The organism is Streptomyces sp. NBC_00370, assembly GCF_036084755.1.
GTDB lineage: Bacteria > Actinomycetota > Actinomycetes > Streptomycetales > Streptomycetaceae > Streptomyces.
On the sequence record NZ_CP107968.1, the window covers coordinates 6,755,788 to 6,781,470 of the forward strand.

At 70.2% G+C, this 25,683-nt stretch carries 22 protein-coding genes; 12 read left to right on the forward strand and 10 right to left on the reverse strand.

What is annotated here, in order from left to right; all coding sequences use genetic code 11:
* Window positions 1-93: 93 nt before the first annotated feature.
* A complete protein-coding gene (locus OHS57_RS30175) occupies window positions 94-1,791 on the forward strand; it encodes an AMP-binding protein (RefSeq protein WP_328583932.1) in 1,698 nt (565 codons plus the stop codon).
* Window positions 1,788-3,440, forward strand: a complete 1,653-nt coding sequence (locus OHS57_RS30180) for an AMP-binding protein (RefSeq protein WP_328583933.1) — start codon at window positions 1,788-1,790, stop codon at window positions 3,438-3,440. Before OHS57_RS30175 ends, OHS57_RS30180 begins: the two co-directional genes overlap by 4 nt.
* Here OHS57_RS30180 and OHS57_RS30185 read toward each other — a convergent pair.
* The 3 genes from OHS57_RS30185 to OHS57_RS30195 all read right to left on the reverse strand — a co-directional run bounded on the left by OHS57_RS30185 (window position 3,404) and on the right by OHS57_RS30195 (window position 5,038).
* Window positions 3,404-3,625 carry a hypothetical protein gene (locus OHS57_RS30185; RefSeq protein WP_328583934.1) on the reverse strand — a complete coding sequence of 74 codons (222 nt, stop codon included), beginning with the start codon at window positions 3,623-3,625 and terminating at the stop codon, window positions 3,404-3,406. The two genes, OHS57_RS30180 and OHS57_RS30185, sit on opposite strands and share 37 nt — an antisense overlap.
* Window positions 3,626-3,773: 148 nt before the next feature.
* A complete protein-coding gene (locus OHS57_RS30190) occupies window positions 3,774-4,280 on the reverse strand; it encodes a GNAT family N-acetyltransferase (protein ID WP_328583935.1) in 507 nt (168 codons plus the stop codon).
* Window positions 4,281-4,300: 20 nt separating this feature from the next.
* Complete coding sequence (locus tag OHS57_RS30195; RefSeq protein WP_328583936.1) at window positions 4,301-5,038, reverse strand: hypothetical protein; 738 nt, start codon at window positions 5,036-5,038, stop codon at window positions 4,301-4,303.
* 241 nt (window positions 5,039-5,279) lie between these two features.
* Here OHS57_RS30195 and gcl point away from each other — a divergent pair, with 241 nt between their 5' ends.
* A complete protein-coding gene (gcl, locus tag OHS57_RS30200) occupies window positions 5,280-7,049 on the forward strand; it encodes a glyoxylate carboligase (RefSeq protein ID WP_041992372.1) in 1,770 nt (589 codons plus the stop codon).
* Window positions 7,050-7,372: 323 nt separating this feature from the next.
* Here gcl and OHS57_RS30205 read toward each other — a convergent pair whose 3' ends face one another.
* The 3 genes from OHS57_RS30205 to OHS57_RS30215 all read right to left on the reverse strand — a co-directional run bounded on the left by OHS57_RS30205 (window position 7,373) and on the right by OHS57_RS30215 (window position 10,884).
* Entirely contained in the window at window positions 7,373-8,830 is a 1,458-nt protein-coding gene (locus OHS57_RS30205; RefSeq protein ID WP_041992375.1) for a catalase, read from the reverse strand.
* Window positions 8,831-9,068: 238 nt separating this feature from the next.
* On the reverse strand, window positions 9,069-9,959 hold the full coding sequence (locus OHS57_RS30210) for a 2-hydroxy-3-oxopropionate reductase (RefSeq protein ID WP_041992378.1): 891 nt from the start codon (window positions 9,957-9,959) through the stop codon (window positions 9,069-9,071).
* An 85-nt stretch (window positions 9,960-10,044) separates the two neighbouring features.
* Entirely contained in the window at window positions 10,045-10,884 is an 840-nt protein-coding gene (locus OHS57_RS30215) for a TIM barrel protein (RefSeq protein WP_041992381.1), read from the reverse strand.
* 149 nt (window positions 10,885-11,033) lie between these two features.
* On the opposite strand from OHS57_RS30215, the gene OHS57_RS30220 reads away from it, so the two are divergent.
* Entirely contained in the window at window positions 11,034-12,536 is a 1,503-nt protein-coding gene (locus tag OHS57_RS30220) for a hypothetical protein (protein ID WP_328583937.1), read from the forward strand.
* Window positions 12,537-12,587: 51 nt separating this feature from the next.
* The gene (locus tag OHS57_RS30225; RefSeq protein ID WP_041992387.1) at window positions 12,588-13,598 is read left to right on the forward strand and encodes a LacI family DNA-binding transcriptional regulator; all 1,011 of its coding nucleotides are present in this window, start codon (window positions 12,588-12,590) and stop codon (window positions 13,596-13,598) included.
* Between the two features lie 48 nt (window positions 13,599-13,646).
* Here OHS57_RS30225 and OHS57_RS30230 read toward each other — a convergent pair whose 3' ends face one another.
* The 3 genes from OHS57_RS30230 to rhaI form a co-directional block, all read right to left on the reverse strand.
* Complete coding sequence (locus OHS57_RS30230) at window positions 13,647-15,074, reverse strand: rhamnulokinase (protein WP_328585204.1); 1,428 nt, start codon at window positions 15,072-15,074, stop codon at window positions 13,647-13,649.
* Between the two features lie 190 nt (window positions 15,075-15,264).
* Window positions 15,265-17,304 carry a bifunctional aldolase/short-chain dehydrogenase gene (locus OHS57_RS30235; RefSeq protein ID WP_328583938.1) on the reverse strand — a complete coding sequence of 680 codons (2,040 nt, stop codon included), beginning with the start codon at window positions 17,302-17,304 and terminating at the stop codon, window positions 15,265-15,267.
* A gap of 112 nt (window positions 17,305-17,416) precedes the next feature.
* Window positions 17,417-18,583, reverse strand: coding sequence for an L-rhamnose isomerase (gene rhaI, locus OHS57_RS30240; RefSeq protein WP_328583939.1), 1,167 nt, complete (start codon window positions 18,581-18,583; stop codon window positions 17,417-17,419).
* 233 nt (window positions 18,584-18,816) lie between these two features.
* On the opposite strand from rhaI, the gene OHS57_RS30245 reads away from it, so the two are divergent.
* From OHS57_RS30245 to OHS57_RS30275, 7 genes are all read left to right on the forward strand, one after another.
* Window positions 18,817-19,098 carry a thiamine-binding protein gene (locus tag OHS57_RS30245; RefSeq protein WP_328583940.1) on the forward strand — a complete coding sequence of 94 codons (282 nt, stop codon included), beginning with the start codon at window positions 18,817-18,819 and terminating at the stop codon, window positions 19,096-19,098.
* Window positions 19,098-19,472: a helix-turn-helix domain-containing protein gene (locus tag OHS57_RS30250; RefSeq protein ID WP_041992400.1), complete on the forward strand. Its 375-nt coding sequence runs from the start codon at window positions 19,098-19,100 to the stop codon at window positions 19,470-19,472. Before OHS57_RS30245 ends, OHS57_RS30250 begins: the two co-directional genes overlap by 1 nt.
* A 95-nt stretch (window positions 19,473-19,567) precedes the next feature.
* Entirely contained in the window at window positions 19,568-20,119 is a 552-nt protein-coding gene (uraD, locus tag OHS57_RS30255; protein ID WP_041992402.1) for a 2-oxo-4-hydroxy-4-carboxy-5-ureidoimidazoline decarboxylase, read from the forward strand.
* Between the two features lie 4 nt (window positions 20,120-20,123).
* Window positions 20,124-20,531 carry a hydroxyisourate hydrolase gene (gene uraH / locus OHS57_RS30260; RefSeq protein ID WP_041992405.1) on the forward strand — a complete coding sequence of 136 codons (408 nt, stop codon included), beginning with the start codon at window positions 20,124-20,126 and terminating at the stop codon, window positions 20,529-20,531.
* A 3-nt stretch (window positions 20,532-20,534) separates the two neighbouring features.
* Window positions 20,535-21,458 (forward strand): factor-independent urate hydroxylase, encoded by a 924-nt coding sequence (gene pucL / locus OHS57_RS30265; protein ID WP_328583941.1) that lies wholly within the window; start codon window positions 20,535-20,537, stop codon window positions 21,456-21,458.
* Between the two features lie 181 nt (window positions 21,459-21,639).
* Window positions 21,640-23,016 carry an 8-oxoguanine deaminase gene (locus OHS57_RS30270; RefSeq protein ID WP_328583942.1) on the forward strand — a complete coding sequence of 459 codons (1,377 nt, stop codon included), beginning with the start codon at window positions 21,640-21,642 and terminating at the stop codon, window positions 23,014-23,016.
* A 349-nt stretch (window positions 23,017-23,365) separates the two neighbouring features.
* Window positions 23,366-24,706 carry a nucleobase:cation symporter-2 family protein gene (locus OHS57_RS30275; RefSeq protein WP_328583943.1) on the forward strand — a complete coding sequence of 447 codons (1,341 nt, stop codon included), beginning with the start codon at window positions 23,366-23,368 and terminating at the stop codon, window positions 24,704-24,706.
* Between the two features lie 27 nt (window positions 24,707-24,733).
* Here OHS57_RS30275 and OHS57_RS30280 read toward each other — a convergent pair whose 3' ends face one another.
* On the reverse strand, window positions 24,734-25,507 hold the full coding sequence (locus tag OHS57_RS30280) for a chitosanase (RefSeq protein ID WP_328585205.1): 774 nt from the start codon (window positions 25,505-25,507) through the stop codon (window positions 24,734-24,736).
* Window positions 25,508-25,683 lie beyond the last annotated feature (176 nt).

Sequence of the window (25,683 nt, forward strand, 5' to 3'; positions counted from 1 at the left end):
TCTCGCCCCGCCCGGCCACCCCCGTTCGGGGGTGGTGAGACCTGCGTCACGATTACACAGTGGCAGTGCACGACCCCGCAATGAGGAGGACACATGACGGAATCCATTCCGACCGGCCCGACCGAGCAGTTCAGGGCCGCGCGGGACTTCCTCCTGGCGCACCGCGAGGACTACGCGGCGGCCTACGCGGGGTTCGAGTGGCCGAGGCCCGAGCTGTTCAACTGGGCGCTGGACTGGTTCGACCGCATCGCCGAAGGCAACGACCGGCTCGCCCTGCACATCGTCGAGGAGGACGGCGCCCGCACCCGGGTCACCTTCGCCGAGATGGCGGCCCGCTCCAACCAGGCGGCCAACTGGCTGCGCGCGCGGGGGGTGCGGGCGGGGGACCGGATCATCGTCATGCTCGGCAACCAGGTCGAGCTGTGGGAGACCGCGCTGGCGGCGATGAAGCTGCGGGCCGTCGTCATCCCCGCGACCCCGCTGCTCGGCCCGGTCGACCTGCGCGACCGTGTCGACCGCGGCCGGGCCCGCCATGTGATCGTCAGGGCCGACGACACCGCGAAGTTCGACTCGGTGCCCGGCGACTTCACCCGCGTCGTGGTCGGGGCGGAGCGCGGTGCGGAGACCGGCGGCTGGCTGCCGTACGAGCACGCGTACGCCGAGCCCGAGACCTTCGAACCCGACGGGGTCACCCGTGCGGACGATCCGCTGATGCTGTATTTCACCTCGGGCACCACCGCGCGGCCCAAACTCGTCGAGCACACCCACGTCTCGTACCCGATCGGCCATCTGGCCACGATGTACTGGATCGGTCTCAAGCCGGGCGACGTCCATCTCAACATCGCCTCACCCGGATGGGCCAAGCACGCCTGGTCGAACCTCTTCGGGCCGTGGAACGCCGAGGCGACCGTCTTCATCCACAACTACACCCGCTTCGACCCGGCGCGGCTGATGGCGGAGATGGACGGCGCCGGGGTCACCAGCTTCTGTGCCCCGCCCACCGTGTGGCGGATGCTGATCCAGGCCGATCTGTCGCAGCTGCGCACCCGGCCGCGTGAGGTCGTCGCCGCGGGCGAACCGCTCAACCCCGAGGTGATCGAGACCGTACGCCGCGAGTGGGGCCTGACGATCCGGGACGGGTTCGGCCAGACGGAGACGGCGGTGCAGGTCGCCAACTCGCCGGGACAGCTGGTCAAGGCGGGCTCCATGGGCCGGCCGACCCCCGGCTACCGGGTGGTGCTGGTCGACCCGGTGACGGGTGAGGCGGGGGTGGACGAGGGCGAGATCTCGCTCGATCTGTCCACGCTTCCGGTCGGGTTGATGACCGGCTACCACGGCGACCCGGAGCGTACGGCCGAGGCGATGGCGGGCGGCTACTACCGGACGGGTGACATCGGCGCACGTGACGCCGACGGCTACATCACCTACATCGGCCGAAGTGACGACGTGTTCAAGGCCAGTGACTACAAGATCTCTCCCTTCGAGCTGGAGAGCGCCCTGTTGGAGCACGAGGCAGTGGCCGAGGCCGCCGTCGTGCCCGCCCCCGATCCGCTGCGGCTCGCCGTGCCGAAGGCGTACATCGTCCTCGCCGAAGGCTGGGAGCCGGGGCCCGACACGGCCAAGGTGATCTTTGAGCACTCGCGGTCCGTCCTCGCTCCGTACAAGCGGCTGCGCCGGCTGGAGTTCGCCCCGCTGCCCAAGACCGTCTCGGGGAAGATCCGCCGCATCGAGCTGCGCGAGCTGACCGCCAACGGTTCGGACGCCGAATACGACGAAGGAGACCTGCGATGAGCACACCGGTCACGGCTGCGTCGTACACCCACGGCACGGGGGAGACCCCGCTGCTCGGCGACACCATCGGTGCCAATCTCGACCGGGCGATCGAGGCGTTCCCCGACCGCGAGGCCCTGGTCGACGTACCGTCCGGACGGCGCTGGACGTACGGGGAGTTCGGGACGGCCGTCGACGAACTCGCGCGTGCGCTGCTCGGCAGCGGCATCGCGAAGGGCGACCGGGTCGGCATCTGGGCGGTCAACTGCCCCGAGTGGGTGCTCGTGCAGTACGCGACCGCCCGGGTCGGCGCCATCATGGTCAACATCAACCCGGCCTATCGCGCCTACGAGTTGGAGTTCGTACTCAAGCAGTCCGGGATCTCCCTGCTGGTCGCGTCCGTCGCCCACCGCACCAGCGACTACCGGGCCATGGTGGAGCAGGTGCGCGCCAACTGCCCGGCCCTGCGCGCCGTCCACTACATCGGCGACCCGAGCTGGCACGAACTGCACGAAGCGGCCGGCGGCGTCAGCGGGGATCAACTGAGGGCGCGCGAGGCCGAGCTGTCCTGCGACGACCCGATCAACATCCAGTACACCTCAGGAACCACCGGCTTCCCCAAGGGCGCCACGCTGTCGCACCACAACATCCTCAACAACGGCTACTTCGTGGGGGAGACGGTCGGCTACACCGAGCAGGACCGGATCTGTCTGCCGGTCCCCTTCTACCACTGCTTCGGCATGGTCATGGGCAACCTCGCCGCCACCTCGCACGGCGCGTGCATCGTCATCCCCGCCGGAGCCTTCGACGCCGACACGACCCTGCGCGCGGTCGAGGCCGAGCGCTGCACCTCCCTGTACGGCGTACCGACCATGTTCATCGCCGAGTTGAACCTCCCCGGTTTCGCCGGGTACGACCTGTCGTCGCTGCGCACCGGCATCATGGCGGGCTCGCCCTGCCCGGTCGAGGTGATGAAGCGGGTCGTCGCCGAGATGAACATGGCCGAGGTGTCCATCTGTTACGGCATGACGGAGACCTCGCCGGTCTCCACCCAGACCCGCCGCGACGACGACCTGGAGCGGCGCACCGGCACCGCCGGCCGGGCGCTGCCGCACATCGAGGTCAAGGTGATCGACCCGGTGACCGGGGTGACCCTGCCGCGCGGCGAGTCGGGCGAGCTGTGCACCCGGGGCTACAGCGTGATGCTGGGCTACTGGGACGAGCCCGAGCGCACGGCCGAGGTCATCGACGCGGGGCGCTGGATGCACACCGGCGATCTCGCGGTGATCAGGGAGGACGGCTACGCGCAGATCGTGGGCCGGATCAAGGACATGATCATCAGGGGCGGTGAGAACGTCTATCCCCGGGAGATCGAGGAGTTCCTGTACACCCACCCCAAGGTCGCCGATGTGCAGGTCGTCGGTGTCGCCGACGCGAAGTACGGCGAGGAGATCCTGGCCTGTGTCATCCCGCGCGACCCGGCCGACCCGCCCACCCAGGACGACATCGCCGCGTACTGCCGCGACCGGCTCGCGCACTACAAGATCCCGCGCCGGGTGGAGATCGTGGACGCCTTCCCGATGACGGTGAGCGGCAAGGTCAGAAAGATCGAACTGCGCGAGCGGTTCGGCGCTCAGGCCGGCAACTCCTCCGAGCGCTCACAGAGTTGACGGGCCAGCTCGGCGTCCCGCGCCTGCGGGTTGACCCGCTTGGCGGGCTTGCGCTTCTCGTAGTAGCGCCCCGGCTCCCAGTCGGTGCCGGGGCGGCTCTCGGCGAACCGGACCAGCTGCTCCGCGCCCTTCTCCGGGGAGATCAACATGCCACGGGTGATTGGGTTGGTGGTGATGAACTTCATCAGCCGGCTCTCGGAGCGGGTGCCGAAGCTCGACGCGACATTGCCGGGGTGGTGGGCGACGTGGCGGGGTCGCCGAAGACACCGCCGGCGTTGTTGGCGAGCACGTCGATGCGCGGGTACGCGGCGGTGAGAAGTCGGCGGCCCAGGATCAGAGTTCGCGGCGCATGCACACCCGCGGCCAGGCATCCAGGCCGTGTTCCGCCTCCGCGCGCCTGATCTCCCGCAACCCGTCGGTGAGTTCGTCCTCGCCGAGGGTGCGGAAGCCGAGCCGCGCGTAGTACGGGGCGTTCCACGGGACCTCGGCGAAGGTCGTGAGCGTGAGCGCGGGCAGCCCGGCGTCCCTGGCGAGCTGTCCGACGTGGTCGATGAGGGCGCTGCCGAGCCGGCGGTGTGCCGCCGCCGGGTGGACCGAGACCTGCTCCACATGCCCGGCGCCGTCGACCTCCTCATGGATCACATAGGCGACGGGCGCGCCGCTGCCGTCGTCCGTCACCCACAGCAGGCCGTCCGCGCGGTAGCGCTCCAGCATGTGGAGCGACGGGGGAGTGTCGTCGGCGACGAGCGCCATCCCGACCGTGCGGAACGGCTCGCCCGCCGCGACCTCGATGTCCTGGAGCAGCGGCAGATCCGCTGAGGTGGCGGGGCGTATGCGCATCGGCCGATTATGGCGCGCCCTCACGCTCCGGACGACACCAATTCCGTCGCCGGGGTGTTGACCGGCTGCGGGGCGCCCGTGAGGTCCATGACGAACAGCGGCACCCCGAGGTCGTCGGCGCGGGCGCGCGCGTCGTCCGCGTACCCGGCGAGCGAGAAGAAGACGCTCACCGCCGAAGCGCTCAGCCCGTGCAGCCACAGCGTCTCCACCGAGCGGAGCGACGCCGGGCTGGTCGTCGGGTCGACCTGGGCGACGACCTCGGGGCCGCGCAGGTCGATGCCGGACGCCGGCTGCTCCTCGGCCTGGACGATGCCGTGGAAGCCGAGCCAGCGCAGATAGAGCGCGGCGGCCGTCACCACGTCGCGCGCCGTGCGGATCGTCAGCGGATGGAAGGACGGCCGGGGCGCCGCCGGCCTGCGCGACAGCGTCGGCCGGACCCGCGCCGTGTCCTGCGGCTCGTGCGACTCCTGCGGCTCCCGGGGCGGTCCCGCCGGATTCACCGGCCGTACCGGGATGCGCAGCACCGCCCCGCAGGGGCAGCCGAGTTCGGGCTGCGGCCAGTGCCCCTGCCGGCCGCAGGCGGCGCAGCGGACCATGACCCACTCGTCGGTCCAGGTGCGGTGGGTGATCGGTTGCGCAGGTGCGTCCCGCGCCAGCGGCGGGGCCACCGGCGCGCCACAGGCGCACGGGTACACCGACACCACGAAGGTGTGCCGACGGCTGCAGGTCGGGCAGCTCACCGGAACGCTCTCTCCCATCACGACCCCCATCAACCACGTTCGCATATGCCTGATCGACTGCGCTGCGTGGCCCATCGTCCACCAAGAGCGAGGTATTGGGGAGGGGCCGCCGGGATCCCTCCCTTGACGGGGTGTCGTATCGACCCTAGATTGTTTCCGTATAGCAGAACAGTACTTCCACATTACGGAATTGGCGCTCTCAGGTGGCGCGACAGAGCCCGAATCCGCCTGCCGGATGAGGAGTAACCCCATGACTCGAATGACCGCTGCCCGAGCGGCAGTTGAGATCCTCAAGCGCGAGGGCGTGACACACGCCTTCGGTGTGCCGGGTGCCGCGATCAATCCCTTCTACGCCGCCCTCAAGGCGTCCGGGGGCATCCACCACACACTCGCGCGCCATGTCGAGGGCGCCTCGCACATGGCGGAGGGCTACACCCGCACCGAGAACGGCAACATCGGTGTCTGTGTGGGTACGTCGGGGCCGGCCGGCACCGACATGATCACCGGGCTGTACTCCGCGCTCGGCGACTCCATCCCGATCCTGTGCATCACGGGACAGGCACCCACCGCCGTGATCCACAAGGAGGACTTCCAGGCCGTCGACATCGCGTCGATCGCCGCGCCCGTCACCAAGGCCGCCACCACGGTGCTGGAGGCCGCCCAGGTGCCCGGCGTGCTGCAGCAGGCGTTCCATCTGATGCGCTCGGGACGGCCGGGCCCGGTCCTCGTCGACCTGCCGATCGACGTGCAGCTCACCGAGATCGAGTTCGACCCGGAGATGTACGAGCCGCTGACGCCCTACAAGCCGGCCGCGACCCGCGCCCAGGCGGAGAAGGCCGTCGCGATGCTCGCCGCCTCCGAGCGGCCGCTGATCGTCGCGGGCGGCGGCATCATCAACGCCGAAGCGTCCGCGCTGCTGGTCGAGTTCGCCGAGCTGACCGGGGTGCCGGTCATCCCCACCCTGATGGGCTGGGGCACCATCGCCGACGACCACGAGCTGAACGCCGGCATGGTCGGGCTCCAGACCTCGCACCGCTACGGCAACGCCACGTTCCTGGAGTCGGACTTCGTGCTCGGCATCGGCAACCGGTGGGCCAACCGGCACACCGGCAAGCTCGATGTCTACACGCGGGGGCGGACGTTCGTCCACGTCGACATCGAACCCACCCAGCTCGGCAAGATATTCGCCCCGGACTTCGGCATCGCGTCCGACGCCAAGGCCGCGTTGGAACTCTTCGTCGAGGTGGCACGGGAGCTGAAGGAGGCCGGGCGGCTGCCCGACCGCAGCGCCTGGGCCGCGTCCGCCAGGGAACGCAAGGCCACGCTGCACCGGCGTACGCACTTCGACAACGTGCCGCTGAAGCCGCAGCGCGTGTACGAGGAGATGAACAGGGCCTTCGGGCCCGAGACCCGGTACGTGACCACCATCGGCCTCTCCCAGATCGCCGGCGCGCAGATGCTGCACGTCTACCGGCCGCGCCACTGGATCAATTGCGGTCAGGCGGGCCCGCTCGGCTGGACCGTCCCCGCGGCGCTGGGCGTCGCCACGGCCGACCCGGAGGCCACCGTCGTCGCGCTGTCCGGCGACTACGACTTCCAGTTCATGCTCGAAGAGCTGGCGGTCGGCGCCCAGCACCACATCCCGTACGTCCATGTGCTGGTGAACAACTCCTATCTGGGGCTGATCCGCCAGGCGCAGCGCAACTTCGACATCGACTTCCAGGTCAACCTGGAGTTCGAGAACCTCAACTCGCCCGAGCTGGGCGTCTACGGGGTCGACCATGTGAAGGTCGCCGAGGGTCTCGGCTGCAAGGCGATCAGGGTCACCGAGCCCGATCAGCTGCTGCCCGCCTTCGAGGAGGCCAAGAAGCTGGCGGCCGAATTCCGGGTGCCGGTCGTCGTGGAGGCCATCCTGGAGCGCGTCACCAACATCGCCATGAGCGGCAGTGACATCGCCAGTGTGAACGAGTTCGAGGACATCGCCACCGAACCGGGCCACGCGCCCACCGCGATCCTGCCGCTGGCCTGACCCCGGCGGCAGACCCCGTACGGCCCCGGTCACCGGACCACCTCCGGTGACCGGGGCCGTACGCGTGCACCGGCACCGGCACCGGCACCGAATTCGGCCTCGGGTCCTACGTCTCGATCAGCCCGGACACACAAGGGAGCCCCGGACGCACAAGAGCGCGGGGCACGGGACCAGTTGTCTCCGTACCCCGCGCTCCGTCGGGCAGACCGCGGCGGTGGGCGAAGGGAGCGGGGCCCCCTCCCTCACGTCGGGAGGGGGCCGCTCGCGCCCGTTACCACCGCACTGGCTCACTCAGCCGCCGCGGTCCGATCAGGGAGGAAGGCTCACTCCTCGCGCAGCGCGCGTACCGCTTCCTCGACGCGCTTGCCGTACTCCTGGTCGGCGGCGTGGAAGTGGGCCAGGTTCTTCTCGATCACATCGTCCAGGGAGACCTGCGAGAGCCCGCCGGCGATGTTCGCGACGAGCCGGGACTTCTCCTCGGCCGACATCAGCCGGTACAGCTCACCGGCCTGGAAGAAGTCGTCGTCCTTGGTGTGCGCGGGCGCCGGGTGGGTCCCGGTCCAGCCGTGCACGGCGTACGGCGCGGACAGCGCCGCGTCGCTCTGCACGGGCCCCGCGTACGAGTTGGGCTCGTAGTTCTTGTCGTGCCGCCCGCCACGGCGCGCGGCCATGACACCGTCACGGCCGTAGTTGTCGACGGTGGCGGCCTTCGGCGCGTTCACGGCCAGCTGGGTGTGGTTGACGCCGAGCCGGTAGCGGTGGGCGTCGGCGTACGCGAACAGCCGGCCCTGGAGCATCTTGTCCGGCGAAGGACCGATGCCGGGAACGAAGTTGTTCGGCGAGAACGCCGCCTGCTCGACCTCGGCGAAGACGTTGTCGGGGTTGCGGTCGAGCACCAGCCGGCCCACCCGGCGCAGCGGATAGTCGCTGTGCGGCCACACCTTGGTGAGGTCGAACGGGTTGAAGCGGTAGTGGGCGGCGTCGGCGGCCGGCATCAGCTGGACGTGCAACGTCCAGGACGGATTCATTCCGCGCTCGATGGCCTGGAGCAGGTCCGTCTGGTGGGAGTTGGCATCCCTGCCGACGAGTTCCGCCGCCTGCTCGGCGCTCAGCGAGCGCACGCCCTGGTTGGTCTTGAAGTGGTACTTGACGAAGAAGGCCTCGCCCTCCGCGTTCGTCCACTGGTAGGTGTGCGAGCCGTAGCCGTTCATGTGCCGGTACGAGGCGGGGATACCGCGGTCGCCCATCAGCCATGTCACCTGGTGGGTCGCCTCGGGCGAATGCGCCCAGAAGTCCCAGACGTTGTCCGGCTCCTGACGGCCCGTGAACGGGTCGCGCTTCTGCGAGTGGATGAAATCAGGGAACTTGACGGGGTCCTTGACGAAGAACACCGGGGTGTTGTTGCCGACCAGGTCGTAGTTGCCCTGCTCGGTGTAGAACTTCAGCGCGAAACCACGCGGGTCGCGGACCGCGTCCGCGCCGCCCAGCGAGTCGGCGACGGTGGAGAAGCGCGCGAAGGTCTCGGTGCGCCTGCCCACGGCGGACAGGAAGTCGGCGCTGGTGTACGCGGTGACGTCGTCGGTCACCTCGAAGTAGCCGTAGGCACCGGAGCCGCGTGCGTGCACGACACGCTCCGGGATGCGCTCGCGGTTGAAGCGGGCGAGCTTCTCCAGCAGGTGCTGGTCCTGGAGGAGCAGGGGACCGCCGGCGCCTGCGGTCGCTGCGTTCTGGTTGTCGGCGACCGGGGCGCCTGACTCGGTCGTAAGCACGCGCTTCGACATGGTGACCTTCCGTGCGGGACTGCTGAGGGGGTTCGGCGAGAGGCTTCTGGAGCCTCTGGAGCGTAAATTCACACCGAAGGAAACGTCAACAGTTTGTTGAAATTGGAGGAGTGGGTTCCGGGCGACGGCGGCGCCTGGGCGCGACAGGACAGGTGTCAGCGCCACCGCCGCCCGGGGTTCGGGGGCCGGACTTCAGGGGTCAGGCTTCAGGCGTCCGGGCGGACCCGGCCGCGGTGGGTCAGACCTGGTCGCCGGAAAGGCGCTCGACGGAGCGCAGCAGCGCGGAGTGGTCGAGGCCGCCGTCGCCCTGCGCGCGCAGGGACGCGACCAGTTGGGCCACCACTGCGCCGACGGGCAGCGCCGCGCCGACATTGCGGGCCGCGTCGGTGACGATGCCCATGTCCTTGTGGTGCAGATCGATCCGGAAGCCGGGCTTGAAGTCGCGGTTGAGGAAGTTGTCCTTCTTGCGGGTCAGCACGGTCGAGCCGGCCAGACCGCCGTTCAGCACGTCCAGCGCGGCGCTCAGGTCCACACCGGACTTCTCCAGGAAGACCACGGCCTCGGCGCACGCCTGGATGTTGACGGCCACGATCAGCTGGTTGGCGGCCTTCACCGTCTGTCCCGAGCCGTGCGGGCCGCAGAGCACGATGGTCTTGCCCAGGGCCTCCAGCAGCGGCTTCGCCTCGTCGAAGTCGGCCTGGCCGCCGCCGACCATGATGGACAGGACGGCCTCGATCGCACCGGCCTCGCCGCCGGAGACCGGCGCGTCGAGGACGCGAATGCCCTTCTCCGCACCGGCCTTGGCCAGATCGACCGACGTCTGCGGGGTGATCGAGGACATGTCGACGAGCAGCGCGCCGCGCCTGGCGTGCGCGAGGATGCCGTCGTCGCCGTACGCGATGGCCTCGACCTGCGGCGAAGCGGGCACCATGGTGACGATGACATCGGCGTCGGCGACCGCCTCGGCGATCGAGGCGGCGGCGGCGCCGCCCGCCGCCGCCAGCCGGTCCAGCTTGTCCTGCTCCAGCGTGTAACCGGTCACCTGGTAACCGGCCTTGATCAGGTTCTCCGACATGGGCGAGCCCATGATGCCGAGACCTATCCATGCGATCTTGGGGAGCGTGCTCATGGGATGCCTTCCTGGACTCTTCTGACGTTTCTGTAAAGGGACCTGCCGCCGGTCCGTAAAGGGACCTGCCGCCGCAGGACGGGATTCAGCGGGCCGCGCGCGCCTCGGCCGGCAGCCAGCCGAAGGACTCGGCGCTCGGCCGGTCGCCCGGCTTGTACTCCAGGCCGACCCAGCCGCGGTACCCCGCGTCGCGCAGCCGGTCCAGCAGCTCCTGGAGCGGCAGCGCCCCGGTGCCCGGCGCGCCACGGCCCGGGTTGTCCGCGATCTGTACGTGCCCGGCCTTGCCCGCGTAGCGGTCGACGACCTCGGCCAGGTCCTCGCCGTTCATCGACAGGTGGTAGAGGTCGAGCAGGAACGAGGCGTTGCCGAGGCCGGTCGCCGCGTTCACCTTGTCGACCACCTCGACGGCCGACGGCGCGCTCACGAGCGGGTAGCGCGGGGACTCCGGCTTGTTGAGGGCTTCGACGAGCAGGGTCGCGCCGACCCGGTCGGCCGCCCGCGCGGCGAGCACCAGATTCTCCAGGGCGAGTGCGTCCTGGAGCTCGGGATCGACGCCGTCGATCCGGTTCCCGTACAGCGCGTTCAGCGCCGTGCAGCCGACGGAGGCGGCGAACTCCGCCGCCACCTCGATATTGGCGCGGAAGCGGTCGGACTCCTCGCCGGGCACGGAGAGCGCGCCACGGTCGGGCCCCGGCAGCTGCCCCGCGTAGAAGTTCAGCCCGACCAGCTGGGTGCCCGCGTCGTCGAGCGCCTTCTTGAGGGCGTCGAGTTCGGCCTGCGGCGGGGTGGGGGTGTCGGTCCAGGGCCACCACAGCTCGACCGCGGTGAAGCCCGCTGCGGCGGCGGCCGCCGGGCGCTCCAGGAGCGGAAGCTCGGTGTAGAGGATCGAGAGGTTCACATCGAAGCGCTGGTCTGCGTAGCCCATGAGGGGTCAGCTGCTCCTTCCGTATTGCGGAAGTTGTTTTCTGCTTAATGGAAGACTGCCCGCGCTGCTCGGGAGCTGTCAAGTGTCCCCACCGGAATCCGCGACGACTCCGTTGTCCCGCCGTGATCTCCGTCGGGCAGGGTGGTCGGATGAACGGCACATGTCTCAGGGGTCGTTGGCCGGTCGTACTGGTGGTCGTGGCCCTGGTCGCGCTGCTCGGCGGCTGTGGTGGCCTGTCGGGTGAGCCGCGCCTGAGCTTGCAGGTGCCCGAGGTTCTGTACGTGTCGACGGACCCGTCCCGCGCCCTCAGCTCGGAGAACGATCTCGACGTCGGCCAGCGACTGACCGGCAAGGGACCCACCGACGTCTCGATCACCTTCGACATCCGGGGGCTGGCCGGGGTCGCCGTGCTCAAGCGGGGCGGGGACCGGTGCGAGATCGACCGGATCAGGCAGCCGGTCTTCGGCTGCACCATGCGCACGGACCAGCAGCACGCGGCGTCGCAGACCTTCCATGTCGTACCGGTCAAGGGCAGCAAGGCGGGGGACACCGGCGTCGTGCGCTACACCGTGCGCGCACCCGGCGTCCCGGACGTCACCGGCCGGACCACCGTCACCGTCGGCAAGCCGACCCTCGCGGTGGAACAGCGGCCCGACCGTACGACGGTGGCGCCCGGCGGCACGGTCGGCGTCCGGCTCGTCATCCGTAACACCGGTGGCGTCCCCGCGCGGGGCGTGGCCCTCCGGATGGACGCGCGGGACGGCTTCTCGTTCGACAGCAAACATCGCAACTGCCGCTACCGGGGGGCCTCGGCGTGGTGCCGGCTGGCGGCCGCCACGGTCGTCGTCGCGCCCGGCGAGGCGTACGCGCTCGCCGTACCCGAGCGGGTCCGGGTGGCCGCCGACGCCATGTATCCCGGCGTCACCTACTCCGCCGACGCCCTCGCGGAGGACTACACGCCCCCACCGGAGTGGGCGGCACTCTTCATGCCGGGGTCCGGCCCTGACCTGCGGCTGGTCCCGGTCACGCCGTCCGCCCGTCCGGCGGGCGACGAACTGCACGTCGCCGTGGCCACGCACGCGGACCTCGCCGCCGTGGGAGCCACCGTCAAAGGCCCCGTCGGCAGCAGGCAGAGCACGCGGATCGGCTTCCGCACGCGCGGTCCCGGCTCCCCGCGCAACACCCCCGTGACGGTGGGCTTCACCGTGCCGGCCGGCACCAGCGTCGTGGAGTCCCCCTACGAGCCCGAGCGCGACGAGGAGGTGCTCGACCAGCCGTGCCGGGCCCTGCGTGACGACGGCACCCCGATCACCGGGTCGGCCAGTGAAAGGCAGCCGCCCGCCCGCCGCTACGCGTGCACGGCGCCGGGCGGGAAGGCGGGGCAGCTGACCCTCTTCCCCTTCACGCTGCGCATCGACCGGGACATCACCGACCGCGGCGGCCAGGTCACCGTACGGGGAGCCGACGCGAAGCGCCCCACCCACGACGACCGGCCGGCCAACGACACGGCCGGGGTCGCCGTACGGATCTGGCCGGGCCCCGGCTGGGCCACGTCGTCGTTCTACAGCGTGGCGGGTGTCGGATCCGGCCTGCTGCTGCTCGTGTTCGGCATCGTCCTTCTCCGCAGGCGCAGGGCCCCGAGGGGGAAATGAAATGTTTCAATAGGGGCTGCCGGTAGAGCCTCCGGCGGAGAGTGGGACGGCATGGTCGGGATCAAGGATGTGGCACGGCAGGCCGGGGTCTCCGTCGGCACGGTGTCCAATGTGATCAACCGCCCCGAGATGGTGTCCAAGGAGACCAAGGAACGGGTCCAGGCCGTCATCAAACGCCTCGGCTACGTACGCAGCGAGTCCGCGAGACAGCTCCGGGCCGGACACAGCCGCATCATGGCGCTGCTGGTACTGGACATGGGCAACCCCTTCTTCGTGGACGTCGCACGCGGCGCCGAGTCGGCGGCGCGCGGCGCGGGACTCGGCGTCATGGTGTGCAACAGCGCCCAGGACCCGGCCGAGGAAGCGACGTACCTCTCGCTGTTCGTGGAGCACCGGGTGCGCGGCGTGCTGGTCACCCCCGTCGACTCGACCGGCGCCAACCTGGACGCGCTGCGCCAGCAGGAGATCCCCTTCGTGCTGGTGGACCGGGTGGCGGGGGAGGCCGAGGAGTGCTCGGTCTCGGTGGACGACACGGTCGGCGGCGCCCTCGCGGGACGGCATCTCATCGGCGCAGGACACCGCACCATCGCCTACATCAGCGGCCCGCCCCACCTCCAGCAGGTGCGCGACAGACGTGCGGGCATGCTGCTCGCCCTCGCCGAGGCGGGGCTGCCGCCCGAGGCGCTGCTGGAGATCCCCGCCGACCGGCTCGACGTGGCGGCGGGCCGCGACGCGGGCGCCCGGCTGCTCGGCCTCGCGCCGCGTCCGACCGCCGTGTTCTGCGCCAACGACCTGCTGGCCCTCGGCGTGCTCCAGACGGTGTACGCGGCGGGCCTCGCCGTGCCGCAGGATCTGGCCATCGTCGGGTACGACGACATCGAGTTCGCCGCTGCCGCCGCCGTACCGCTGACGTCGGTGCGCCAGCCGGCCGCCGCGATGGGGCGGCTCGCCGCCGATCTGCTGCTGGAGGAGATCCGCGCCGAAGGGGCGGGCCACGAGCACCAGCATGTGGTGCTCCAGCCCGAACTGGTCGTCAGAGGATCGAGCCGCGCCCGCCGTTGAGACGCGGAGAGCTGCCGTACGGAGCGACGGTGGCCCGTACGGCAGCGCTCAGCCGAGCCCGACCCGCGCCGCTGCCGCCGCCCAGGCCCGTTCGTCACCGCGCGGTGTGTAGTGCCGCAAGTCCTGCGTCGCCGCGACCAGTTGGCGCATCTCGGCGCGGTCGCCGACGAGTCCCCGCGCGCGTGCCTGGACGAGGACGTTGCCGAGCGCCGTCGCCTCGGTGGGCCCGGCGACCACCGGCAGTCCCGTGGCGTCGGCCGTGAGCTGGCAGAGCAGGTCGTTACGGCTGCCGCCGCCGACCAGATGCACCACCCGGATGTCCCGGCCCGCCAGTTCGGCAGCCGCGCGCAACGTGGCGCGGTGCGCCAGCGCCAGGCTTTCCAGGACGCAGCGCACCACGGCCGCCTGCCCTGCGGGGGCGCGCTGTTCCGTCCGCTCGCAGTAGGCGGCGATCCGGGCCGGCATGTCGCCGGGGGTGAGGAAATCGGGGGCGTCGGGGTCGACGAGCGCGGCGAAGGCGGGTGCGCGAGCCGCTTCGGCCAGCAGGGGCGCCAGATCGGCGGGCAGCCCCCGCGCGGCCCAGGTGCGCAGGCTCTCGGTCAGCAGCCACATCCCCATGATGTTGCGCAGGAAGCGGATCGACCCGTCGACACCGCGCTCGTTGGTGAAGTTCGCCGCGCGTGACGCCTCGGTGATCACGGGGGCAGCCAGTTCGAGGCCGGCCAGCGACCACGTACCGCACGAGATGTAGGCGAAGTCGGCTCCGGACGCGGGGACGGCGACGACGGCGGAGGCGGTGTCGTGCGAAGCGACCGCCGTGACCGGGGTGTTGACGGACAGGCCGGTGGCCAGTGCCACCTCGGGCAGCAGCGTCCCCGCCGGATCGCCGGGGTGGCGGACCGGGGGCAGCAGCGCGCGGTCGACGGCGAGCCGGTCCAGCACCTGCCCCGACCAGTCGGCGGTGCGCGCGTCGAACAGGGCGGTGGTGGAGGCGTTGGTGGCCTCGGCGCCAACGCTGCCGGTCAGCCAGTGCGTGATCAGATCGGGGATCAGCAGCAGCGTGCGCGCCTGGGCCAGGCGCGATCCGGTCCGCTCGGCGGCCAGTTGGAAGACCGTGTTGAACGGCAGATGCTGCAGCCCGCTGATCCGGTACAGCTCGTCGGCCGGCACGTCGGCCCACACCCGCGCCGCCATGCCCTCGGTGCGGGTGTCCCGGTAGTGGTACGGGTTGCCGAGCAACTCCCCTTCCGCGTCGAGGAGTCCGTAGTCCACCGCCCAGCTGTCGACGCCGATCGAGGCCAGTTCGCAGGAGCGGCCGGCCTCGGCCAGGCCGTCCAACACCCCCTGGAAGAGACTCAGCACGTCCCAGTGGAGCCCGCCGGGCAGCCGCACCGGCCGGTTGGGGAAGCGGTGCACCTCGCGGAGATCGAGGTACGGCGTGCCCCCGCCGCCCGCCGGGCCCACCCGGCCGACCATCACCCGTCCGCTGGTGGCGCCCAGGTCGGCGGCGGCGAAGGCCGAGGGGTCGGCGGAGGACGAACGGTGGGGGGTCGACACGGTGGCTACCTCGGCGGTGCGAAACGGCGCGGACGGCGGGTACGGCGGGTACGGCGGGTACGGCGGACACGGAGACGGCGGGGCGAACAGCTCGGCCCTGCGATCGGGTTCAGCGCAGGAACGCCGCCGCCACGCCCGCGTCCACCGGCACGTGCAGCCCGGTGGTGTGGGTCAGATCGCCGCCGGTGAGCGCGAAGACGGCGTTGGCGACATGCTCGGGCAGCACCTCGCGCTTGAGCAAGGTGCGCTGCGCGTAGAACTCGCCCAGCTTCTCCTCCTCCACCCCGTAGACGGCGGCGCGCTGCGCGCCCCAGCCGGCCGCGAAGATCCCGGAGCCGCGCACCACACCGTCCGGATTGACCCCGTTTACCCTGATCCCCTCGCCCCCCAACTCCGCTGCCAGCAGCCGCACCTGGTGCGCCTGGTCGGCCTTGGTCGCCGAGTAGGCGATGTTGTTGGGGCCGGCGAAGACGGCGTTCTTCGAGACGATGTAGACGATGTCACCGCCCATCGCCTGCTCCGTCATGACCCGGGCCGCCTCCCGTGACACCAGGAACGAGCCGCGCGCCATGATGTCGTGCTGCAGGTCCCAGTCCCGCGCGGTGGTCTCCAGCAGCGGCTTCGAGATGGAGATGCCCGCGTTGTTGACGACCAGGTCGACCCCGCCGAAGGCCAGCACGGCCTGCCGGAAGGCGGCGGTGATCTGTTCCTCGTCCGTCACGTCGGCGGTGACGGCCACCGCCTTGTCCGCGCCGCCCAGTTCCTTGGCGACGGTGGCGGCGTTCTCCCCGTTCAGATCCGCGACGACCACACACGCACCCTCGGCGACCAGCCGGTGCGCCACGGCCTTGCCGATGCCGGAACCGGCCCCCGTCACCAGCGCGACCCTGGTCGCCAGCGGCTTGGGCTTCGGCATCCGCTGGAGCTTCGCCTCCTCCAGCGCCCAGTACTCGATACGGAACTTCTCCGACTCCTCGATGGGGGTGTAGCGGGAGACGGCCTCGGCGCCGCGCATCACATTGATCGCGTTGAGGTAGAACTCCCCGGCGACCCGCGCCGTCTGCTTGTCCTTGCCGAACGAGAACATGCCCACGCCGGGCACGAGCACGATCGCCGGGTCGGCTCCGCGCATCGCGGGCGAGTCAGGGGTGGCGTGCCGCTCGTAGTACGCGGCGTACTCGGCGCGGTATTCCGCGTGCAACTGCCGGAGCCTGGCGGTCACTTCGTCGGCCGGCGCGCCCGGCGGCAGGTCGAGGACCAGCGGCCGGACCTTCGTGCGCAGGAAGTGGTCGGGGCAGGAGGTGCCGAGCGCGGCGAGCCGCGGATGCTCGGCGCTCGCCAGGAAGTCCAGGACGGGCTCGGTGTCGGTGAAGTGGCCGACCTGCGGCCGGTCCGTGGAAGCGAGACCGCGCAGCAGCGGCGCGAGGGCGGCGGCCCGCTCCCGCCGCTCGGCCTCGGGCAGCGCGCCGTACCCGTCCAGCGCGGGACCGAAGGGCTCGGGCCTGCCGCGCTCCGCCAGGAAGCGCTCCGCCTCCCCGATGATGCGCAGCGAGTTGGCCTCGCACTCGTCGGAGGTACGCCCCCACGCGGTGATGCCGTGCCCGCCGAGGACACAGCCGATCGCCGCCGGGTTGGCCTCCTTGACGGCGGCGATGTCCAGCCCGAGCTGGAAGCCGGGGCGGCGCCAGTCCACCCACACCACGCTGTCCCCGAAGCACTCGCGGGTCAGCGCTGCCCCGTCGGCGGCGCAGGCCAGCGCGATGCCGGAGTCGGGGTGCAGGTGGTCCACGTGCGGCGCGTCGACCAGGCCGTGCATGGCGGTGTCGATGGACGGGGCCGCGCCGCCCTTGCCGTGCAGGCAGTAGTCGAAGGCCGCGACCATCTCGTCCTCGCGCTCCACCCCCGGATAGACGTCCACCAGGGCGCGCAGCCGGTCGAGCCGCAGCACGGCCAGCCCGGACTCGCCGAGCGTGCCCAGGTCACCACCGGACCCCTTGACCCACATCAGCTCGGTGTCGGTGCCGCTCACCGGGTCGGTGGCCGTGCCCTTGGCGGACGTGTTGCCGCCCGCGTAGTTGGTGTTGCGCGGGTCGGCGCCCAAGCGGTTGGAACGCGCGAGCAGCGCCGATGCCTCGGGGTGGGACGTCATGGCGTGGATTCCTTCGGTTCCTGGCGGCAGGTCTTGGCGGGAGGGGGAGACGGAACAAGGGGGAGACGTGGCGAGAGGGCGACGGAACAGGGGGCGGGAAGGACCGTACGGCTCAGGCGCCCCAGCCGGCCTGTTCGCCGCCGACACGCTCGGCGACGATCCGCTCGGCCCAGCCGCTCGCGCGGTAGGCGGCGACCGGGTCGGGGTTCAGCCCCTGCTCCTCGCGCACCTCGGCGAGCAGCGGGCGTACGTCGGTGTTGTAGGCGTCCATCAGCACCGCGTTGGAGGCGAGCACATCGCCGGAGCGCTGTGCGGCACGCAGTGCCTCGGTGTCCACCAGCAGCGCCTTGGCCGTCGCCTCCTGCACGTTCATCACCGAACGGATGACGGCCGGGATCTTCGCCTCGATGTTGTGGCACTGGTCGAGCATGAAGGCGACGCCGGTCTCCGGGGCGAAGCCGCCGTTCTTGGCCACCTCGTGCAGGATCCGGAAGAGCTGGAACGGGTCGGCGGCGCCCACCATCAGGTCGTCGTCGGCGTAGAAGCGCGAGTTGAAGTCGAAGCCGCCGAGCTTCCCCTGGCGCAGCAGGAACGCCACGATGAACTCGATGTTGGTGCCGGGCGCGTGGTGCCCGGTGTCCACCACGACCTGTGCCTTCTCGCCGAGGGTGAGGCAGTGCGCGTAGGACGTGCCCCAGTCCGGTACGTCGGTGGTGTAGAAGGCCGGTTCGAAGAGCTTGTACTCCAGCAGGATCCGCTGGTCGTCGCCGAGCCGCGCGTACACCTCGGCCAGCGCCTCGGCGAGCCGGTCCTGGCGCTCGACGATGTCGTCCTGGCCGGGGTAGTTGGTGCCGTCGGAGAACCAGAGCTTCAGGTCGTGCGAGCCCGTGACATCCATGATGTCGACGCACTCCAGCAGATGGGCGACGGCCTTGCGCCTGATCCTGGGGTCCGGGTTGGTCACGGACCCGAGCTTGAAGTCGTCGTCCTGGAAGACGTTGGCGTTGATCCCGCCGAGCCGCAGCCCCAGCTCCTGCGCGTGCTTCTTGAGCGCGCCGTAGTCGTCGACCTTGTCCCAGGGGATGTGCAGCGACACGACGGGGGCGACGCCGGTCGCCGCGTGCACCTGCGCCGCGTCGTTCAGCTTCTCGTACGGGTCCCTGGGGACCCCCTCCTGGGTGAAGACCTTGAACCGTGTGCCCGAGTTGCCGTACCCCCACGACGGGGTCTCGATCACCTGCGACTTCAGTGCGGCCTTCACGGTCGACAGGTCAGGCATGCTCACTCCAGAGGCGAGGGCAGTAGGAGATGAATCGATTCACACAGCGAAGGTAGGTCGCGTTCGAGCCGCCTGTCAAGGAGGCTTCACGCCCATTCGGCCTGTGGTTGTTGTCGGTGAAGACAGGTTTGAAACATTTCACCACGGGTGGGGTTTTGGCCGGGCCGTCTATAGTCACCTGTTCCTGTCTTCCCTGATGCGGAGAAGCAGGTGAGGATGGCGGTGGAGGCACAGTGCGACTGAGAGTGGAATTCACGACCGAACCCTTCGATCTCGACGAGGCGCCCGCGCACGCGGTGGTGGCGCGCGAGGTCGTCCAAGGGGCTGATCTTGACGCGGTCGACGTCGGTCCGTTCGGCAACACGGCCGAAGGTGGTGCGGAAGAGGTGCTCGCGGCGGTCGGGAAGCTGCTGCGCGAATCGCTCGCTGCCGGCGCCACCCGGGTCTCGCTCCAGGTGAACGTGGTGGACGCCGCCGGCGCGGACGAAGGCGCCGCCGGGGAGGGTGACCGGTGATGGAGCCGCTCGATCACCCGTTCATCGCCGCGGTGAAGCCGCTGGTGGACGCCATGGGCGGCGAGCTGATGGCGCCCGGCGACGCGAGACCCGACGATGTCGTGCTGGCCTGGGAAGGCGCGGACGTCGTCGCCGTACGCCTGCCGCAGCTCGCCGACTCGCTCGACCACATCCTGGCGGCGCTGGAGCGTACGTACGGGATGCCGCTGGCCGACCTCGACCGTAAGTCCAAGCAGTCGGCGGTCCGGACCCTGGAGGCACGCGGTGCCTTTTCGGTACGCCACGGGGTGGAGACGGTGGCGAGCGCGCTCGGCGTCAGCCGTTTCACTGTGTACAACTACCTGAACAGGGCCAACGCGGCCGACAGCGACTAGCGCCGGTCCGGCGGACGGGTCCTGGTCCGGCGGGAAGACGCGGGTTCGCGAGATTTCAACAAAGTGTTGACGTGTTGTTGTTCGGGGCGTTAGCTATGCGGAGCCCGTCCAGCACAGCCACGGAGGCTCCCGTGACGTATCGCCAGCCGCCGGGTCTCACCCGGTTCAACACCTTGCCCGACGCGGCGGCCACCGCCGCGCTGCGTGAGGTGTGCGCCGCCCCCGCCTGGGGGAGCAGCCTGCTCGCGGAGCGTCCCTACGCCACCGTGGACGCGCTGCTCACCGCCGCCGACCGGGCGACGGCCGACCTGTCCGACGCTTCTCTCGCCGAGGCGATGGCGGGTCATCCGCCGATCGGCCGGCCCAAGCCGGGCGATCCCGCCTCGGCCAGGGAACAGCGCGGGATGGCGGACGCCTCCGAGGCGCTGAGGACAGAGATGCTCGAACTGAATCTGGCCTACCAGGAGAGGTTCGGACATGTCTTCCTGATCTGCGCGACCGGCGCCACCGGCGAGCAGATGCGGGACGCGCTGCGGACCCGGTCGGGTCATACGCCCGAGCAGGAGCGTGCGATCGTGCGCACCGAACTGGGCAAGATCAACCGTATCCGGCTGACCCGTCTCGTGGCGGCCGGAGAAGAGGAGTGAGGTCTTGAGCACCGACACCACCGCCTCGGTGTCCACGCACATCCTGGACACCAGCGTCGGACGCCCGGCGTCCGGCGTCCGGATCGACCTCGCCGCCCGCAGCGGCGCGGCCGGCGACTGGGTGGCGCTCGGCGGCTCCGCGACGGACCCCGACGGGCGCTGCAAGGACCTGCCGGCGCTGCCGGCGGGCACCACGCACGTACGACTCGACTTCGCGACCGAGGCGTACTTCACCGAACACACCGAACACACAGACAGGCGAGCCGAGGCACAGCAGGACGCCCCCGCGCTACGGGACAGCGGTGCGTTTTTCCCGGAGGTGGCGATCACATTCAGCGTCAACCCCGGCGAGCACTATCATGTACCGCTGCTGCTCAACCCGTTCGGCTACTCCGTTTACAGAGGGAGCTAGCAGATGCCCACGATTCTCGGCCAGAACCAGTACGGCAAAGCGGAGAACCGCGTCGTCAAGATCACGCGGGACGGCGACACCCACCACATCAAGGACCTGAACGTCTCCGTCGCCCTCTCCGGCGAGATGGAGGACGTCCACTACTCGGGCTCCAACGCCAACGTCCTGCCGACCGACACCACCAAGAACACGGTGTACGCGTTCGCCAAGGAGCACGGCATAGAGTCCGCCGAGCAGTTCGGCATCCATCTGGCCCGGCACTTCGTGGCCAGCCAGGAGCAGATCCACCAGGCGCGTATCAGGATCGAGGAGTACGCCTGGGACCGCATCGCGACCTCGGACGGCAACTCGCAGTTCATCGGGGCCGACGAGGTCAGGCACTCCTTCGTCCGCAAGGGCCAGGAGACCCGGGTCAGCCAGATCACCTACGACGGTGCGTCCTGGCAGATCATCTCGGGCCTCAAGGACCTGACGGTGCTCAACTCGACCAACTCCGAGTTCTGGGGTTACGCCAAGGACAAGTACACGACGCTGCCCGAGGCCTACGACCGGATACTCGCCACCCAGGTCGCCGCCAAGTGGCGCTACAACTGGACCTCCGACGACCAGCGCATGCCCAACTGGGACAAGTCGTACGAGCAGGCGAAGAAGCACATGCTCCAGGCCTTCGCCGAGACGTACTCGCTCTCGCTCCAGCAGACGATGTACCAGATGGGCTCGCGGATCATCAACAGCCGAAGCGAGATCGACGAGATCCGTTTCTCGCTCCCCAACAAGCACCATTTCCTGGTGGATCTGGAGCCGTTCGGGCTCAAGAACGAGAACGAGGTGTATTACGCGGCCGACCGGCCGTACGGCCTGATCGAGGCGACCATCCTCCGGGACGGCGTCGAGCCGCAGATCCCGGTCGACCTGACCAACCTCTGACACAGCGTCACCCCTCGGCGCGCGCGCCGGCGTCGGCCCCCGGGAGTTCCTTCCCGCTCCCGGGGGCCACCAGAGGGGGAGCGGGGGCATCTGCGCACCCTGGACCCGGTCGTCACCCCGCTCGACCCCCGGGCCCGTAAGAATCCGGGCCGCAGGCCCGACTTCAGGAAGAGGAACCACCATGACGGCTTCGCGCATCGTCATCGAGAACTGTGCCATCGCGACCGTGGACGCCCAGGACACCGAGTACGCCTCGGGCCATGTCGTCATCGCGGGCGACCGCGTCGAGTCGGTCGGCGCCGGACCCGCCCCGCAGGGCCTCGCCGACGTCGTCCGCCGGATCGACGGCACCGGTCATCTCCTCACCCCTGGCCTGGTCAACACGCACCACCACTTCTACCAGTGGATCACCCGCGGGCTCGCCACCGACCACAACCTCTTCAACTGGCTCGTCGCGCTCTACCCGACCTGGGCGCGGATCGACGAACCGATGGTGCGCGCCGCCGCGCAGGGCTCCCTCGCGATGCTGGCCCGCGGCGGTGTCACCACCGCCATGGACCACCACTACGTCTACCCGCGCGGCTCGGGCGATCTGACCGGCGCCATCATCGGGGCGGCCAAGGAGACCGGCGTACGGTTCACCCTCGCCCGTGGCTCCATGGACCGCGGCGAGTCGGACGGCGGACTGCCGCCGGACTTCGCCGTCGAGACGCTCGAAGGCGCCCTGGCCGCGACCGAGGAGACCGTCGACACCTACCACGACGCCTCGTTCGACGCGATGACCCAGATCGCCGTCGCCCCCTGCTCGCCCTTCTCCGTCACCACCGAACTGATGAAGCAGGGCGCCGAGTTGGCCCGCCGCAAGGGGGTCAGGCTGCACACCCACGGCAGCGAGACCGTCGAGGAGGAGCAGTTCTGCAAGGAACTGTTCGGCATGGGACCCACCGACTACTTCGAGTCGACGGGCTGGCTCGGCTCCGACGTGTGGATGGCGCACTGCGTCCACATGAACGACTCCGACATCGCCGCCTTCGCCCGCACGGGCACCGGTGTGGCGCACTGTCCGTCGTCCAACGCCCGCCTGGCCGCCGGGATCGCGCGCGTCCCTGACATGCTCGCCGCCGGTGTACCGGTCGGCCTCGGGGTGGACGGCACGGCCTCCAACGAGTCCGGCGAACTCCACACCGAACTGCGCAACGCCCTGCTCATCAACCGCCTCGGCGCCCACCGCGAAGCGGCGCTCAACGCCCGGCAGGCACTGCGCCTCGGTACCTACGGCGGGGCCCAAGTGCTGGGCCGCGCCGACCAGATCGGCTCCGTCGAGGCCGGCAAACTCGCCGACCTCGTGCTCTGGAAGCTGGACACCGTCGCCCACTCCTCCATCGCCGACCCGGTGACCGCACTGGTCTTCGGCGCTGCGGCCCCCGTCACCCTCTCGCTCGTCGGCGGCAGGACCGTCGTCGAGGACAACCACCTCACCACGGTGGACGAGGACACCGTCGCCCGCTCGACCCGCGGCGAGGCCCGACGGCTCGCGAGGATCGCCGCCGACGGCTGATCCCCCCTGGAAGTCCGGTCGGGGGGGACGGCCCCCGACCGGAGCCGTGGACCCGTTCAGGGTCCACGGGCAGCCGCGCCCGGGAGGCGCCGCGCCGCACATCGGTCCGGCCGCCTCCCGGGACGGTGAAACGTGTCTTCGTCCATGCCCGCACGCATGCGAGTACGCGCGCATCATGTCTCCACCTCCCTGATACCCGCGTCACCGACGACGCGTAACCGACCGGAGGAACATCCCCGTGGCAGACCGGACACAGCACGTCGAAACACCGCCCGCCGACACACCATCCCCCGACACACCATCCCCCGGAGCGCCATCCGCGGACCAACAGCCTCCGAAGACACATCCGGTGGACGAAACACTCCCGCCGCTCAAGATGGTCACCAGCGGACTGCAGCACGTGGCCGCGATGTACGCGGGCGTCGTCGCCCCGCCCATGATCGTGGGGCCCGCCGTGGGTCTCGACGCGAAGGACACCGCCTTTCTGATGGGCGCGAGTCTCTTCACCGCCGGCATCGCCACCCTGCTCCAGACCCTCGGGTTCTGGAAGGTCGGCGCCCGGCTCCCCTTCGTCAACGGCGTCTCGTTCGCCGGGGTGACCCCGATGGTCGCCATCGGCAAGGACAGGGGAGCCGACGGACTCATCGTCATCTTCGGCGCGATCATCGTCGCCAGCCTGCTCGGGCTCGTCGTCACGCCGTACTTCTCGAAGCTCGTGCGCTTCTTCCCACCGGTCGTCACCGGCACGGTCATCACCCTGATAGGGGTCTCGCTGCTGCCCGTCGCCTTCGACTGGGCGCAGGGCGGCTCGGCCGCCGGGGCCGACCGCGGCTCGATGCGTGATCTCGGCATGGCCGGGCTGACCTTGCTGATCGTGCTCGTGCTGCGCAAGGTGCTGCGCGGCTTCCTCCAGCAGATCGCCATCCTGCTCGGTCTGGTCGCCGGCACGCTCATCGCCGTACCGCTGGGGATGACCAACCTCGACGCGATCAGGGGCGCGGGCCTCGTCGGCTTCCCGACGCCGTTCCACTTCGGCGCACCGCACTTCGAGGCCGCCGCCATCGTCTCCATGTGTGTCGTCATGCTCGTCTGTATGACGGAGTCGACGGCCGACATGCTGGCGCTCGGCAAGATAGTCGAGCGGCCCGCCGGCCGGCGGACCATCCTCGGCGGGCTGCGTGCCGACACCGTGGGCAGCGCGATCAGTCCGCTGTTCAACGGCTTCATGTGCAGCGCCTTCGCGCAGAACATCGGGCTCGTCGCGATGACGAAGGTGCGCAGCCGGTTCGTCGTCGCCACCGGCGGCGGCATTCTCGTGCTGCTCGGGCTGTGTCCCGTCCTGGCGTCGGTGATCGCGCTCGTACCGCTGCCGGTGCTCGGCGGCGCGGGGATCGTCCTGTTCGGCTCGGTCGCGGCGAGCGGGGTACAGACCCTGGCCTCCGCCGCCCTGGAGAAGGGCGAGAACGCCCTGATCGTGGCCGTCGCGCTGGGCATCGGACTGATACCGATAGCGGCCCCCGACTTTTACCACGCCTTCCCGAAGGACCTGATGGTCATCTTCGACTCGGGCATCAGCACCGGCTGCGTCGTCGCCATCGCGCTCAATCTCGCCTTCAACCACCTTGGTGCGAAGGAGAGTTCACCGCCGGTACCGGAAACCGACAGTGTGCTCAGCACCGTGCAGGGCTGAGCACACCGACGGCCTGCTGACGAGGCGTCAGCCGATGTGGAAGCTCTCGCCGTAGACCTTCCAGTCGAGCGGCGGGTCCAGATTCAGATTGCCCGCGTCGAGGAACACGCGCTGCGCGGTGTCCACCCGGCTGGTGTCCGAGTGCGCCTCCTCCTGCTTCATCGCCCAGACCCGGGCGTCCAGGAAGGCGTTGAGGTACGTGACCTCGTCACCGCCCTGCGCCGGCGTCTCGGCCTGGGCCAGCGCCCGCTCCCTGATGGAGCCGAAGCTGGTGTCGTCGCCGCCGTCGCCGTGCATCACGATGGCGTCGTAGTAGATGAACTGACCGAGGGTGCCGAGCCCGTCCTGCTTGGCCCGGCTGACGGCCGGGTCGAAGTACACCCGGTCCCGCTCGTTGTTCTGCGCGGTCTGGAACGCCGGGTCGTCGGCGGCCTGTTGCCACGCCTCGGGGAATCCGTCGAGACCTTCGTGCGAGTCCGTGCCGTCGACCTCGCGCAGCGCCGGCAGATAGGAGGCCAGCGGGTTGTCCGGCTCGTCCGCCGTGTACGCCTCGACCAGATCGAGCATGTCGCCGGTGCCCGAGCAGAAGCCGATGATGCCGGCGGTGTAGCCGCGGCCGTCGCCGATGTCCTCGATGTAGCTGTACTGCGCCTGCCAGTCCAGCGACGAGTTCTCGGCGCTGGAGACGAGCCGCATCGCGATGTCCTTCTTCGCGGGGTCGTCGAGGCCGGTCGCTGCTGCCGGGTTCGCTGCGGTCACAGCGGTGACGGTACCCGTCGGGACGGGCGCCGTGGCCGCCATCGCGGTGGCCGGGGCGGCGACCAGCGCGAGGCCGAGCGCGATGTGCGGGAGGAACCTGAGCCGACGTGCGGTGCTGCTGTGGGGGGTGTGCACCTGTGCCTCCTGTGGGGGGAGTTGGGCTTCCGCTGTTCTGTTAGGAAGCTTTCCTACCAACTTTTGGAGACGGCGTACAGCTG

What these genes read in the sequence shown, in the direction of transcription:
- pucL (WP_328583941.1), top strand. Translation starts at nt 20,535, where the DNA reads ATGCCCACGATTCTCGGCCAGAACCAGTACGGCAAAGCGGAGAACCGC.
- OHS57_RS30215 (WP_041992381.1), bottom strand. Translation starts at nt 10,884, where the DNA reads ATGGGCTACGCAGACCAGCGCTTCGATGTGAACCTCTCGATCCTCTAC.
- OHS57_RS30225 (WP_041992387.1), top strand. Translation starts at nt 12,588, where the DNA reads ATGGTCGGGATCAAGGATGTGGCACGGCAGGCCGGGGTCTCCGTCGGC.
- OHS57_RS30270 (WP_328583942.1), top strand. Translation starts at nt 21,640, where the DNA reads ATGACGGCTTCGCGCATCGTCATCGAGAACTGTGCCATCGCGACCGTG.
- rhaI (WP_328583939.1), bottom strand. Translation starts at nt 18,583, where the DNA reads ATGCCTGACCTGTCGACCGTGAAGGCCGCACTGAAGTCGCAGGTGATC.
- OHS57_RS30210 (WP_041992378.1), bottom strand. Translation starts at nt 9,959, where the DNA reads ATGAGCACGCTCCCCAAGATCGCATGGATAGGTCTCGGCATCATGGGC.
- OHS57_RS30250 (WP_041992400.1), top strand. Translation starts at nt 19,098, where the DNA reads ATGGAGCCGCTCGATCACCCGTTCATCGCCGCGGTGAAGCCGCTGGTG.
- OHS57_RS30175 (WP_328583932.1), top strand. Translation starts at nt 94, where the DNA reads ATGACGGAATCCATTCCGACCGGCCCGACCGAGCAGTTCAGGGCCGCG.
- OHS57_RS30190 (WP_328583935.1), bottom strand. Translation starts at nt 4,280, where the DNA reads ATGCGCATACGCCCCGCCACCTCAGCGGATCTGCCGCTGCTCCAGGAC.
- OHS57_RS30280 (WP_328585205.1), bottom strand. Translation starts at nt 25,507, where the DNA reads ATGGCGGCCACGGCGCCCGTCCCGACGGGTACCGTCACCGCTGTGACC.
- OHS57_RS30180 (WP_328583933.1), top strand. Translation starts at nt 1,788, where the DNA reads ATGAGCACACCGGTCACGGCTGCGTCGTACACCCACGGCACGGGGGAG.
- gcl (WP_041992372.1), top strand. Translation starts at nt 5,280, where the DNA reads ATGACCGCTGCCCGAGCGGCAGTTGAGATCCTCAAGCGCGAGGGCGTG.
- OHS57_RS30220 (WP_328583937.1), top strand. Translation starts at nt 11,034, where the DNA reads ATGAACGGCACATGTCTCAGGGGTCGTTGGCCGGTCGTACTGGTGGTC.
- OHS57_RS30205 (WP_041992375.1), bottom strand. Translation starts at nt 8,830, where the DNA reads ATGTCGAAGCGCGTGCTTACGACCGAGTCAGGCGCCCCGGTCGCCGAC.
- OHS57_RS30235 (WP_328583938.1), bottom strand. Translation starts at nt 17,304, where the DNA reads ATGACGTCCCACCCCGAGGCATCGGCGCTGCTCGCGCGTTCCAACCGC.
- OHS57_RS30230 (WP_328585204.1), bottom strand. Translation starts at nt 15,074, where the DNA reads ATGGTCGGCCGGGTGGGCCCGGCGGGCGGCGGGGGCACGCCGTACCTC.
- OHS57_RS30185 (WP_328583934.1), bottom strand. Translation starts at nt 3,625, where the DNA reads ATGAAGTTCATCACCACCAACCCAATCACCCGTGGCATGTTGATCTCC.
- uraD (WP_041992402.1), top strand. Translation starts at nt 19,568, where the DNA reads ATGCGGAGCCCGTCCAGCACAGCCACGGAGGCTCCCGTGACGTATCGC.
- OHS57_RS30195 (WP_328583936.1), bottom strand. Translation starts at nt 5,038, where the DNA reads ATGGGAGAGAGCGTTCCGGTGAGCTGCCCGACCTGCAGCCGTCGGCAC.